The 12,513-nt window shown below is 53.3% G+C and carries 15 protein-coding genes; 6 read left to right on the top strand and 9 right to left on the bottom strand.

Annotated elements, in window-relative coordinates; genetic code table 11:
* Positions 1-4: 4 nt before the first annotated feature.
* Positions 5-673 carry a site-2 protease family protein gene (locus CWI35_RS11015; protein ID WP_014196980.1) on the bottom strand — a complete coding sequence of 223 codons (669 nt, stop codon included), beginning with the start codon at positions 671-673 and terminating at the stop codon, positions 5-7.
* A gap of 130 nt (positions 674-803) precedes the next feature.
* Here CWI35_RS11015 and CWI35_RS11010 point away from each other — a divergent pair, with 130 nt between their 5' ends.
* Together CWI35_RS11010 and CWI35_RS11005 are read left to right on the top strand one after the other, a co-directional pair.
* A complete protein-coding gene (locus CWI35_RS11010) occupies positions 804-992 on the top strand; it encodes a 2-hydroxymuconate tautomerase (protein ID WP_014196981.1) in 189 nt (62 codons plus the stop codon).
* Between the two features lie 103 nt (positions 993-1,095).
* Entirely contained in the window at positions 1,096-2,397 is a 1,302-nt protein-coding gene (locus tag CWI35_RS11005; protein ID WP_021321333.1) for an NCS2 family permease, read from the top strand.
* A gap of 183 nt (positions 2,398-2,580) precedes the next feature.
* Here CWI35_RS11005 and CWI35_RS11000 read toward each other — a convergent pair whose 3' ends face one another.
* From CWI35_RS11000 to CWI35_RS10990, 3 genes are all read right to left on the bottom strand, one after another.
* Entirely contained in the window at positions 2,581-3,099 is a 519-nt protein-coding gene (locus tag CWI35_RS11000; protein ID WP_021321331.1) for a YwgA family protein, read from the bottom strand.
* Between the two features lie 13 nt (positions 3,100-3,112).
* Positions 3,113-4,411 (bottom strand): HD domain-containing protein, encoded by a 1,299-nt coding sequence (locus CWI35_RS10995; protein ID WP_021321330.1) that lies wholly within the window; start codon positions 4,409-4,411, stop codon positions 3,113-3,115.
* A 146-nt stretch (positions 4,412-4,557) separates the two neighbouring features.
* Positions 4,558-4,785 (bottom strand): YuzB family protein, encoded by a 228-nt coding sequence (locus CWI35_RS10990; RefSeq protein WP_025948348.1) that lies wholly within the window; start codon positions 4,783-4,785, stop codon positions 4,558-4,560.
* Positions 4,786-4,960: 175 nt separating this feature from the next.
* On the opposite strand from CWI35_RS10990, the gene CWI35_RS10985 reads away from it, so the two are divergent.
* Positions 4,961-5,614, top strand: a complete 654-nt coding sequence (locus tag CWI35_RS10985) for an RsfA family transcriptional regulator (RefSeq protein ID WP_119877730.1) — start codon at positions 4,961-4,963, stop codon at positions 5,612-5,614.
* Positions 5,615-5,757: 143 nt separating this feature from the next.
* On the opposite strand, the gene CWI35_RS10980 is transcribed toward CWI35_RS10985, so the two are convergent.
* Together CWI35_RS10980 and pta are read right to left on the bottom strand one after the other, a co-directional pair.
* Positions 5,758-6,609: an octanoyl-[GcvH]:protein N-octanoyltransferase gene (locus tag CWI35_RS10980; RefSeq protein ID WP_119877729.1), complete on the bottom strand. Its 852-nt coding sequence runs from the start codon at positions 6,607-6,609 to the stop codon at positions 5,758-5,760.
* Between the two features lie 439 nt (positions 6,610-7,048).
* Positions 7,049-8,029, bottom strand: coding sequence for a phosphate acetyltransferase (gene pta / locus CWI35_RS10970; protein WP_119877728.1), 981 nt, complete (start codon positions 8,027-8,029; stop codon positions 7,049-7,051).
* Between the two features lie 257 nt (positions 8,030-8,286).
* Between pta and hemQ the strand changes: the two genes are divergently transcribed.
* The 3 genes from hemQ to gerQ all read left to right on the top strand — a co-directional run bounded on the left by hemQ (position 8,287) and on the right by gerQ (position 10,288).
* Positions 8,287-9,033, top strand: a complete 747-nt coding sequence (gene hemQ, locus CWI35_RS10965; RefSeq protein WP_021321327.1) for a hydrogen peroxide-dependent heme synthase — start codon at positions 8,287-8,289, stop codon at positions 9,031-9,033.
* Between the two features lie 205 nt (positions 9,034-9,238).
* Entirely contained in the window at positions 9,239-9,685 is a 447-nt protein-coding gene (locus tag CWI35_RS10960) for a cell wall hydrolase (protein ID WP_011232884.1), read from the top strand.
* A gap of 18 nt (positions 9,686-9,703) precedes the next feature.
* Positions 9,704-10,288 (top strand): spore coat protein GerQ, encoded by a 585-nt coding sequence (gene gerQ / locus CWI35_RS10955; RefSeq protein ID WP_020753868.1) that lies wholly within the window; start codon positions 9,704-9,706, stop codon positions 10,286-10,288.
* A gap of 195 nt (positions 10,289-10,483) precedes the next feature.
* On the opposite strand, the gene CWI35_RS10950 is transcribed toward gerQ, so the two are convergent.
* The 3 genes from CWI35_RS10950 to CWI35_RS10940 all read right to left on the bottom strand — a co-directional run bounded on the left by CWI35_RS10950 (position 10,484) and on the right by CWI35_RS10940 (position 12,128).
* Positions 10,484-10,855, bottom strand: a complete 372-nt coding sequence (locus tag CWI35_RS10950) for a DUF423 domain-containing protein (protein WP_015376087.1) — start codon at positions 10,853-10,855, stop codon at positions 10,484-10,486.
* 265 nt (positions 10,856-11,120) lie between these two features.
* Positions 11,121-11,420: a YwdI family protein gene (locus CWI35_RS10945; RefSeq protein ID WP_119877727.1), complete on the bottom strand. Its 300-nt coding sequence runs from the start codon at positions 11,418-11,420 to the stop codon at positions 11,121-11,123.
* An 18-nt stretch (positions 11,421-11,438) separates the two neighbouring features.
* The gene (locus CWI35_RS10940) at positions 11,439-12,128 is read right to left on the bottom strand and encodes a uracil-DNA glycosylase (RefSeq protein WP_119877726.1); all 690 of its coding nucleotides are present in this window, start codon (positions 12,126-12,128) and stop codon (positions 11,439-11,441) included.
* Between the last annotated feature and the right edge of the window lie 385 nt (positions 12,129-12,513).

Below are 12,513 nucleotides of genomic sequence, written 5' to 3'. Positions count from 1 at the left end.
TTCCTTACATAAACAAATTGGCGACCAACGACTGCAAATTTTCCAATACAAACGGCAGCGCCACTTGAAACACCGGCTCAATCGTATAGCGGTCAAGCGGCGTGAGCACAAGGATGAGAAAAATGAGCGCCCCGTAGCTTTCCCATTGCGTCATTTTCGCTCGCAGCCCATCCGGGGCCAAGTCTTCAATAATACGATACCCATCAAGCGGCGGAAACGGCAATAAATTAAACAAAAACAAGACAGCGTTCAAGCTGATAAAAATTTGGAAAAACAGATCAAACCCGGCCGCAAACCAATCCGGCAGCGCCCGCATGAGGCCGAAATCGATCATCGCGTACCAAATGACAAATCCAAGCGCGGCAAGCACGAGGTTGCTCAGCGGTCCGGCAACCGACACGAGAATGCCGGCAAGGCGCGGATTTTTGAAATAAAAGCGATTGACTGGCACCGGCCGCGCCCAGCCAAACCCTGCGAGAAAGATAAGCAGGGTGCCAAGCAAATCCAAATGGGCAAACGGTGATAACGTCAGCCGCCCTTGATTTTTCGCCGTCGGATCGCCGAACTTGTAAGCAACGTAGGCATGGGCGAACTCATGCACGGAAAATGCTAACGCCAGCGTCAAGAGCACGTACGGAATTTCACTTAACGAATACGGCAAAATTCGATCCACTTCATAAACTCCTTTTCCCTATATTCACTATCTTTAGTATACATGATTAGCAGAAAAAAGTGGACTGAACTTCCTCATCCCGTGGTATAATAAGCGCGACAGCACTCGACAATGAAATGGGGGGACAACCGTGCCGTACGTAACGATCAAAATGCTCGCCGGCCGCACGGATGAACAGAAGAAAGCGCTTGTTGAAAAAGTGACGGACGCCGTCGTCGAGACGACAGGGGCGAAACGGGAGAGCGTTGTCGTATTCATTGAAGAAATGACGAAAGACCATTATGCGATCGCCGGAAAACGGCTGAGCGACACAGAGTGACACAAGAGCGGGGGCGCATGAAGCGCTCCCGTTGCATTTTTAGGGAAAAACGAATATTATTTATAATGGTTTCTGACATTGTTCGTTTTTTAGGAGGTGGCCCATGATTCGTTTCGCAGAGAAACAGACTGACCGCAAAACGGAATTTCTCGCTGGCCTGACGACTTTTTTCACCATGGTGTACATCATCGTCGTCAATCCGGTCATCTTATCAGATGCCGGCGTCCCGTTTGAACAGGCGTTCACCGCCACCGTCATCGCGACCGTCGTCGGCACGCTATGGATGGCCATCTTTGCCAACTATCCGATCGCCATCGCGCCCGGCATGGGGCTGAACGCCTATTTCGCCTATTCCGTCGTCGGCTCGCACGGCGGCATTTCGTACGAAACCGCGTTTTCCGCCGTGTTTGTGGCAGGAATGTTGTTTTTGCTGCTGTCGCTCACCCCGCTCCGCAGCAAGCTGATCGAAGTGATCCCCGACAGCTTAAAACACGGCATCACCGCTGGCATCGGGCTGTTTATCGCCTTTATCGGCCTGCGGCTGACCGGAATCATCCAAGCCCATCCGCAAAATTTGGTCGCGCTTGGCGACTTGCATGCCCCGTCGGCCGTGTTGACGCTCATCGGCCTGGCGGTGACGCTCATTCTGATGATGCGCGGCGTCAACGGCGCCCTGTTTTACGGCATGGTCGTCACCGGCATCATCGCCTATGCGACCGGGCAACTTCACTTTGACAAAGGCATCGTCTCGCTGCCGTCGCTGCCAGAAGGGCTGATCATTACCAATCCATTCGCGGCCATCGGGGACGTCATCGGCCATAGTTTGTACGCGGTCGTCTTCTCCTTTTTGCTCGTCACACTCTTTGATACGACCGGCACAATGATCGGCGTCGCCCAGCAAGCCGGACTGATGAAAGGGAACACGCTGCCGCGCGCCCGCGAGGCGCTGTTGGCAGACTCGGTCGCGACGACCATCGGCGCCATGTTTGGCACAAGCCCGACATCAGCGTACATCGAGTCATCAACCGGCGTCGCCGCTGGCGGACGCACCGGCTGGACGGCGCTCGCCGTCGCTGTCCTGTTTGTCATCGCGGCCTTTTTCAGCCCGCTGGTCGGCGCGGTCGCCGGGTTATCGGCCATCACCGCCCCGGCGCTCATCATCGTCGGGAGCTTGATGATCAGCAATATCGCCCATATTTCGTGGCATCAGCTCGACGAGGCGTTCCCGGCCTTTCTCATCATCTTAAGCATGCCGCTCACCTCCAGCATCGCGACCGGCATCGCGCTCGGCTTCATCTCGTACCCGCTCTTAAAAATCGCCCGCGGCCGCTGGCGCGATGTGCCGTTGCTGCTGTACGTGCTGGCGGTGCTGTTCTTTTTGCAGCTGGCGTTTTTGCCGCATTAACCAAAAAGAAGAAGGAGGTGTCCCAAAAGGATCGGGACACCCTCTTTCGTCTCTATATATACGCACTAACCGCTTCTTTCGCACTATATTTTGTGTCTATCCTGAAGACAGACGGCTTTTTGGGTCAGCCCCTTTTCGTCTATGGCCAACTGATGATACGTTGAAGCAGCTTTTTCCGCCCGCCTACACGCGAGTTTTGTTGTGGCATCGGCTGCGCAGCGCCTCAATGTACGCGTACGCCTCATCGATTTCTTCTTCCGTATAGCGCTGCTTGCTTTTTAACACCGCAATTTTCTCTTTCACTTCGTCTTTCGGCAAATGTTCAAAATAAAGTACGGTGGACACAAGTTCCAAAAAACGGGCATTTTGTTCGTTCATCGCTTGCATGCATTCGGCAAGACCCGGCATGTCCCAGTCATAATGGCGCAAAAACTGTTCGCCCGCTTCGGTCAATGTATAGCGATATTGCATATAACCGCTCTTTTTCTCTTTCACTTCATGCAAAAAGCCGAGCGCGCACAGCTCTTCGATGCGGCATGTCAGCTCTTCCGAATACGGGCCGTAAAAGTGGAAATCGAATTTCTCGTAAAACGGAAAGTCGAGCTTTTTCGCGATGTAGATCATTTTTTGCAGCTTTTTGCGGCCGGCAATTTCCCCGGCGGCCGCCAACGCCTTCATTACTTTCGCATGCTCTGTGAGCACTCTCCGTCATCTCCTAACCCTTTAAAATTTCCATAATCTTTTTCTTCACTGTCCGCTTCGTCGACAAGTCTTCCAGGAAATCAGCTGGGAAATACAGCTTATGGTCGGTGCGCCGTTTCCCGGAAATGGCGTCAACGAGCACCGATTCGCGCGACAGCTCGCGAAGCTCCCCGTTTGGCATCAACAAATAAATCGGCAGGCGCTCTCCTTCCTCGCCCGGCCGGTAAAAGTCATACGGCAAATCGGACGACGAATCGACGACCAAGTAGTAGTCCGGGTCAATCCCTGCTTTTTGAAACAAACCGGTCAGCTCAATGAGCTTCGCCATTTGCTCGTTCGTCGGATGGAACTCCGTATATTTGAACAGGCGGCGGCGGACAAACCGCTGGCACAGATCGCTTAAAATCGGATCCCGTTCGTATTGCCATTGCTGGAAGTAAAACAAGATGACTGCCTCATCCAGCGCCAAGTAATCGCCAAGCGGCGCGTTTCCCGCAAAAAACGACAAAAAGTGAACCGGCTTCGTCTGAAAACGATACCCCTCTTCATACAGCTTTTTCGCCCGATGCAAAATTTTCGTCAAAATGACTTCCGCACTGCGCGTCACGGGATGAAAGTACACTTGCCAATACATTTGGTAGCGGCTCATGATGTAATCCTCGACCGCATGCATGCCGCTTCGTTTGATGACGACTTGGTCTTCGCGCGGGCGCATGACGCGCAAAATGCGCTCCATGTCAAAATAGCCGTAGCTGACGCCGGTGTAGTAGGCATCGCGCAACAAATAATCCATCCGGTCGGCGTCAATTTGGCTCGAAATGAGGCTCACAACAAGCTTGTTCGGGTACGTTTTGGCGATCACTTCAGCGACCCTTCGCGGAAAATCGTCATCCACTTGGCGAAGTGCGGCGTTCACTTCTGTATCGCCTAAAATGATGGCCTGTGTAAAATCTTCGTGGTCAAGGCGAAACACTTTTTCAAATGAATGGGAAAACGGGCCGTGCCCTAAATCGTGCAAGAGCGCCGCGCATAGGCAAAGAAGGCGCTCGCTATGATCCCAATGATCGCGGCCGACAAACACGTCGTCAATGATGCGGCGGATGATTTCGTAAACGCCGAGCGAATGGTTAAACCGGCTGTGCTCGGCGCCGTGAAACGTCAAATATGTCGTGCCGAGCTGCTTGATGCGGCGCAGGCGCTGAAATTCTTTTGTGCCGATCAAATCCCAAATCACTTTGTCGCGAACATGTATGTATCGGTGCACCGGATCTTTAAACACTTTTTCTTCGTCAAGCTGCCCGCCGGAATACATCGCGTCCTCCTTTTTTCCGTCTCCAACGTATATCTATTATACGCCGTTTTCAGGCGCAAAGAAATAGTTGACTTTTTTCTCCGTCTTTCTCCATTATTGACGGAAAAAACAAAAAATCACCTTCTTTCGGCAAAGAAGGTGATTCGTCACCGTTTTTTCAGCTTTTCAGCCACTTTTTCAATCAGCTCATCCTCCGTCAGCGCTGCCACCGGGCGGTTGTTGACGAAGGCGAACGTTTTTTTCCGCCCCGGACCGCAATACGACTGGCAGCCGATTTTAATGACCGCATCCGGATCCAGCTTTTTCAAACGCGGAATCAATGTTTTTAAATTCGGCGCCTTGCAGTCGTCGCAAACGCGAAACTCATTTGCCATTATGCGTCATCCCTTTCTGCAGCGTTTGCTTTGTGTATTCTACCGCTTCCCGAAGAAAATTGCAAGTTTGCGGCCTTTCATTCTTTCAACTTGTCAATCCTGTAAACTTGCAACGTATAAATTCATTTTATTTTGTCCATGCTTTTACTAGCATTGAAAGAAGGAGTGGAGAACAGTGAAACAACGGCAAGACGCTTGGACGGAAGAAGATGATTTATTATTGGCGGAAACGGTATTGCGCCATGTGCGCGAAGGGAGCACCCAACTCAACGCCTTTGAAGAAGTCGGCGACAGGCTGAACCGGACATCGGCCGCCTGCGGCTTTCGCTGGAACGCGGTCGTCCGCCATCGCTACGAAGAAGCATTGCAGCTGGCAAAAAAACAGCGAAAAGAACGGCAACGGCTGCTCGCCAAACAAGGCGGCGCGAAAAAGCGGCGTCTGTACGAGCCGCCGATGCCATCACTCGAAGAGCTGGGAGAGGTGATGCAGCTGCCTGCCGTCATCCCGTCCTCCCCGCCGCAACAAGTGACGCTGGATCAAGTGATCGCTTTTTTGAAAACGTTCCAATCCCATGAACGGAAACGGGAGACGCTGATCAAAGAAAACAAGCGGCTACGCCGCGAAATTGAAGAATTAAAGCAAAAAAATAAAGAGCTTGAAGAAAAGGTTGCGAAATTAGAAGAAAACTCGTCAACGGTGCAAGAAGATTTCGAGACGCTCGTGAAAATCATCAACCGAGCGCGCAAAATGGTGTTAAAAGAGGAAGAAGAGCGGGGACTGACCTTCCGCATGGACCCGAACGGCAACTTGGAAAAAATCGCGGAGTAAATAAATAAGGATGCCCTATCCATGGCTGCGCCTTGATCGCACTCTCTCCGGTGCGGCCGAGACACGGGGCATCCTTTTTGTCCGCCGGCGGCGTCAGGCGATGAACGCAGGCTCTTCGCCTGCCGCCGGACGGACTGCTTCCCTTACTCCCCTGCTGAAAGCGCACCGCTGAGCGCCGTTTCATTCCGCTCGACGATGCGCGCCCAATACTGCTCATACCAATTCCATTCGCCGTTCTCGAGGGCAGACGAATATAGCTCGCCGCCAAACGACTGCAGCGTGCGCCAAAGGGTGACAAGCAGCTCATCGATCGACAACTCGCAGCCGAGAAGCTCAGACAGCGACGCCATGACAGTTGGGACAACATCGGGGTAGGCGAATTTCGTTTTCTCTCCTTGGCGGCCGAGCTCATAAAAACGGCGAATAAGCTCAGCCCGCGCGGCTCCGCTCCCGTTGACGCAAAGGTAGATTTGCACGGCAACGCCGCCGCGCACGCGCCGTTGCGAAATGCCGGCAAACTTTTTGCCGCCAATGCTCAAGTCATAGCTCCCCGGGCAATACGAACCGACGATTTCCCCCGCCTCAACGCGGGCGCCGTATGAGGCAAGCATGGCGGCCATGAGCGCATACATCGCCTCATACCCTTGCTCGATGGCAATCGTGTTTTTCGTTTCCGGAAAAATGAGCGAAATATTCAACACCCCGCTGTCAAGGACAACGGCCAACCCGCCGGAATTGCGGACGACGACGCGATACCCTTCCTGGCGCAAAAACGAAATGGCCTCATCGATGTACGGAAGCTTCGTATCAGCGGCGCCTAAGACGACGGTATTCTCATGCACCCACGTGCGGACGACTGCATCCGACTGTCCCGCACCAACCGCGGTGCATAATGCATCATCGATGGCAAACGATTGTTTCGCATCAAACAGCGGACCGAAATGCGACTGGTCGATGACCCGCCATTTCGGCTGCCGCAGCAATTCATGGCTCATCGCAGCAAACCCCTTACGTTGAACGTTCCGCTCTCATTATACCACATCAAACTGGAACGATTACGGCCAGTGAACTACCCGCCACCTACGCTTCGCTTAGAGGTGGAGGCTTCAAGCGACTTGTGCGTGTTCGCCGAACGGTAAGCCACACACAAGAACCCTTTACGCTTCCCTTCGTTCCGAAGGTGTCCGTTCTAGCCATATTCTATCCTATTCGTTGGCTAACGCCAACCGACATTCATCTCCCACCTACTCACTGGGTTACACCCTTCGCGTTCCTTGAGATGGAAGACTTCTTTCGGAAATCCGTTAAAAAAGAAAGCGGCTAAACAGCAGCCAGCCGCCTTCTTTGACACGAATCCATGCATGAAACAAGAGATCGCCCATTCTTTGGCAAAACGAACCGGTTCCGACTCCTCTTGCTCAGTTCGCCGCCTCTTTACTCCCCAAGCGACTGCGCCGCGGTGATGAGCGCGAGCTTGTAGGCGTCTTCGGCGCTGCATCCGCGCGATAAGTCGTTGACCGGCTTGTTCAGCCCTTGCAAAATCGGGCCGACCGCTTCAAAGCCGCCAAGGCGCTGGGCGATTTTGTAACCGATGTTGCCCGCCTCAAGGCTCGGGAAAATAAAGACATTTGCGTCCCCTTGAATGACCGAGTCCGGCGCTTTCTTTTTCGCCACCTCTGGCACAAACGCGGCGTCAAATTGAAACTCACCGTCAAGGATCAGATCCGGCGCCATTTCTTTCGCCAACCGCACCGCCTCAACGACTTTTTCCGTCTCCGGCGACGAGGCCGACCCTTTCGTGGAAAAGCTTAACAGCGCCACGCGCGGCGTAAGGCCGAACATTTTGGCCGTCCGGGCGCTCTCGACCGCGATTTCAGCCAAATCTTGACTGTTAGGAGCAATGTTGATGGCGCAATCGGCAAACACATATTTTTCGTCGCCGCGCACCATGATGAACACGCCGGACGTTTTGCCAACGCCTGGCTTCGTTTTAATGATTTGCAAGGCTGGTCGGACCGTATCCGCCGTCGAATGTGCCGCCCCGCTGACGAGGCCGTCGGCCGCTCCCATATAAACGAGCATCGTACCGAAATAGTTTTCATCGAAAAGCAACTCGCGCGCCGTTTCTTCTGTCACTTTCCCTTTGCGCCGCTCCACAAACGCCGAAACCAGCTCATCAAACCCGCCGTAGCGGCGCGGGTTGACAATCTCCACCCCTTCAAGCGGCAAGCCAAGCGCCGCTGCTTTCACCCTTATCGCTTGCTCATCGCCAAGGACGATCGGCTGAAGCACTTGCTCCGTCGCCAAACGGCTCGCCGCCGTTAAGATGCGGTCATCGGTTCCCTCGGGAAACACGATTTTTCGACCCGTACCGGTTACTTTCGCTTTTAATGCCGTAAATAAATCGGTTGTCACGATCCAATCCTCCTTATGCTAGGGCCAGCCTGCCCCGGTTAAGGCACGCCCGGCTCATTTCGGCATCCACAAGCCATTTCCACTATTAAGCATACCGCTTCTCGCCAGAAACGCAACGCAGGTAAGCCCTTACAACAAATAATTCACCTTTTGCCACAATTCAGTCTACTTCCACTTTGATGCGCTGACACCCGCTTTTTTGGCCAAACTATGATATAGTGGTACTGTACAATTGATTGAATAAAGGAGTGACGATGATGAGCGAAGCGGCCCAAACGTTGGACGGTTGGTATTGTTTGCACGATTTCCGCACGATCGACTGGAGCGCGTGGAAAACACTTCCAAACGAAGAGCGCGAGGCAGCGATCAGTGAGTTTTTAGCGCTTGTCGACCAATGGGAGACGACGGAAAGCGAGAAGCAAGGAAGCCATGCCGTCTACACGATCGTCGGGCAAAAAGCCGATATTTTGTTCATGATTTTGCGGCCGACGCTGGATGAACTGCATGAAATCGAAACAGCGCTTAACAAAACGAAACTCGCCGACTATTTATTACCTGCGTATTCGTACGTTTCGGTCGTGGAGTTGAGCAACTACTTGGCGTCCGGCAGCGAAGATCCGTACCAAATTCCAGAGGTGCGCCGCCGTTTGTATCCAATTTTGCCGAAAACGAACTACATTTGCTTCTATCCGATGGACAAGCGGCGCCAAGGCAACGACAACTGGTACATGTTGTCGATGGAACAGCGGCGCGAACTCATGCGCGCCCACGGCATGACCGGCCGAAAATACGCCGGCAAAGTGACGCAAATCATCACCGGCTCCGTCGGCTTGGATGATTTTGAATGGGGCGTCACCTTGTTTTCAGATGATGCACTCCAGTTCAAAAAGCTCGTCTATGAAATGCGCTTTGATGAAGTGAGCGCCCGCTTTGGCGAGTTTGGTTCATTTTTCGTCGGCACCCGGCTGCCAGTGGAAAAGGTGCCTTCTTTCCTCCATGTATGAAGCAAAGCCCCGAACGATACGGGGCTTTGCTTCGTTTTCGCTGCTTTTTGGACAATCATCCCGCTTTTCTGTCATATGCGGCCTGACCGCTCCATACACATAAAAACAGAAAATCTCTTCAGAAACATTCTATTCGTGTGTCACCATTTTCCTGTTCCATCAATAGCCTATTACTGTCGAAATTCACAACGACTGAGGTGACGATATGGGTCAGATCGCTCCCTCCATTGTAGCCCACACAGAAGAGGAAGTGAAGTTGTTGGCTCGGCTCATGCGAGCCGAAGCGGAAGGAGACGGGCGGCTTGGGATGCTCATGGTCGGCAACGTCGGCGTCAACCGCGTCATCGCCGACTGCCTTGACTTCCGCGGCATCCGCTCTATCCGGCAAATGGTGTTTCAAAGCCCGGGCGGCTTTGAGGCGGTGCAAAAAGGGTACTTTTACCAACGGGCGCGCGAAGTGGACATCGGCCTAGCCCGCCAAGTGCTCCGCGGTTGGCGCTACCACCCAGCGACAAACGCCCTTTGGTTTTTTAAACCACCTGAAGGCCAACCGTGCCCACCGCAATGGTTTGGCCAGTGGAACGTCGGCCGCTACAAATCGCATTGCTTTTTTGCACCGACTCCATCCGACTGCCCACGCGTCTATTCTTAATATTGAGGAGGGTTCTTTATGCCGAACAATCCAGAAAATCAATTTTATCCACCTGATGAGGAGCAACAATCATTTTATTATTCGCCGTTCGGTCAAGAACGGCAACAACCGTATGCATCCTATCCATACGGCTATCCGTATCCGCAGCCGTACTATCCGGCGGCGTACCCGTATTATTACTATCCGCAAGCGGCTGCCGCTCCAACCGTGACGCCGGCGACAGCCGCCGCTCCGACGTTCGGTTTGCAGGCGCCGACGTTTACGGCCCCGACACCGATGCCGACCACCACCGGCCCATCGATTCCAGGGATGCTGCCGATTGAAGAATCGTACATTGAAAACATTTTACGGTTAAACAAAGGAAAAGTCGCCACTATCTATGCGACGTTTGAAAACAACCGTGAGTGGAATGCCAAGGTGTTTCGCGGCGTCATTGAAGCGGCTGGACGTGACCATGTCATTTTAAGCGACCCACAAACAGGCACACGCTATTTGATCCCGATGATTTACCTCGATTACGTCACGTTTGAAGGAGAAATCGCCTACGAATATCCGTTTGCCGGTGCCTCCGCCACGCCGCTCGCCTCCTATTCGCCGCGCTGAGTGCAAGCGCAAAACCGATGTTCGATGAGCAGGCTGCCCCAGGGTAGCCTGCTTTTTTTCATCCGATGCGACGTCCATCACAAGTTGCTGACGCCCAGTTGTCTATCATGGTGGCAAACGAAACAAAAAAGGTGCCTTCTATGATTGGGACGGCGCGTGATTTCCTGTTCGGGGTACACCTTGCCCGCGCTTCGCTTACAGCCATTTCAACGCCGCATAGCCGATCATCACCCAGGCGACCAAAAAAGCGACGCCGCCAAACGGAGTGATCGCGCCAAGCGGCTTAATCTGCGTTACACTTAATACGTACAAGCTCCCGGAAAACAACACGATGCCGGCGAACATCACCCAGCCCGCCGCACCGATCAGCCCGACATTTGGCGCCTTGCCAGCGAGCAATCCGACAACAAGCAGCCCTAATGCGTGGAACATCTGATATTGGACCGCCGTTTTCCAAATCTCCAAATAACGATCCGGAATCTTCCCTTCAAGCCCGTGCGCGCCAAACGCTCCCAATGCGACGGCTAAAAACGCATTGAGCGCGCCGAGAAGGACGAATGTTTTCATAGCTGTTCCGCCTTTCTAATTAAAGATTGTTTTCCCTCATTCATTAATATAATGGGAATGTTCCCCGACAACAAATTACTAATGAATGTCAGCCACTTCACTCGACAGAACCGGTCAATCGGGAGCGCCACCGGCAAGACCCGCATCCAAGCCGGTGAACCGCTTCTTGTTTTTTGGCGCAAACAAAGGCAAGCGATTCAACGGAGTTCTGTTGATCAACATTCCCCGTGGAGAAGACCGTTTTCCACGGTGTTTCGTTGCCCCCTCAAAAATCCAACAACGACTCCCCGTTCGCCTCATCGTCAATGTCGGGAGAACGTCCTCCGACGGAAACACCCCCAAGCGAAAGCCCGCCAGCAACCGAAATCGGCCCGCCGACGGCAAGCGACTCTGTCGAGACAGACGGAACGGACGGCTGCGGCTGGCCTGTCGTTTCCAGCATCAAATCGCATAAAACGCGAATGGCGGCGACGTGTTCACGCACCCGCTGCGGGTCATGGGCCGCCTTTGCCTTGCGCAATTCGTCTTCCATTTTGGCGACAACCGCCGCCAAAGAGATCGTCATGATGTCTTCCCCCTTTCTTCATTCAGCGCGGGCGCCGATGTTCTCGATTTGCCAATCGATCGGTTCGCGTCCGTGCTTGGTTAAAAACGCGTTCGTCCGCGAAAACGGGCGATGGCCGAAAAAGCCGCGCGCGGCGGAAAACGGGCTCGGGTGCGGCGCTTCAATAATCAGATGGCGCGGATTCGTAATCCGTTCTTTTTTCTCCTGAGCGTTCCGGCCCCAAAGCAAAAAGACGACCGGATCGTCTTTTTGATTGACGAGTTCAATGACGCGGTCGGTGAATTGTTCCCACCCTTTGCCGCGGTGGGAGTTCGCCTGGCCGCGGCGGACGGTCAGCACCGTGTTTAACAATAACACCCCTTGCTCGGCCCATTTCACGAGATAGCCGTTATCTGGTATGTAGCAGCCAAGGTCATCATGCAGCTCTTTGAAGATGTTGACTAATGACGGCGGCACCGGTACGCCGGGCTTGACGGAAAAACTCAACCCGTGCGCCTGCCCCGGGCCGTGGTACGGATCTTGCCCGAGCAGCACGACTTTGACGTTTGCATACGGTGTATAATGAAGGGCGTTGAAAATATCGTGCATATCCGGATAAATCGTCCGCGTTCGGTACTCCACTTTTAAAAATTCGCGCAGCTTTAAGTAGTACGGCTTTTGAAACTCCTCTTCAAGCAGCGGAGCCCAGTCGTTTTTGAGAATCGGCATTGCGAGCAACTCCTTTGCCATCGGCTTTTTCCCTTTTATCATTGTAGCCCAAAAGACACCAGCGTCAAAGCGAAGTGAATGTTCAGATTGAGGCAACCATAGCGAAACCTGTTTCCCCAACAGGAAATGCGCCAATCCCCTGCCGCAGCCAAACCGGAACACGCCGGTCGCGGCAGGCGGAATAGAGGACAAAAATCTCCTTTTTTATTCTCTTCGCCCATTGTTTCCATCTTTCCATCATCATGTCCCCTTTTCATTCGACATTCCCTGTTTCAACAAGTATAAAATATGGGTATAGAAAGCGTAAACGCCAAAGGCCGGACAAGCTAAGCCGTCGGCGCCAACGCAACACGGGATATCCATCAAACGCACAGTGGGGTGAAAG

This window comes from [Bacillus] caldolyticus, from assembly GCF_003595605.1.
In the GTDB taxonomy this organism is placed as follows: domain Bacteria; phylum Bacillota; class Bacilli; order Bacillales; family Anoxybacillaceae; genus Geobacillus; species Geobacillus thermoleovorans.
This window is presented reverse-complemented; position numbering and strand designations above follow the sequence as displayed.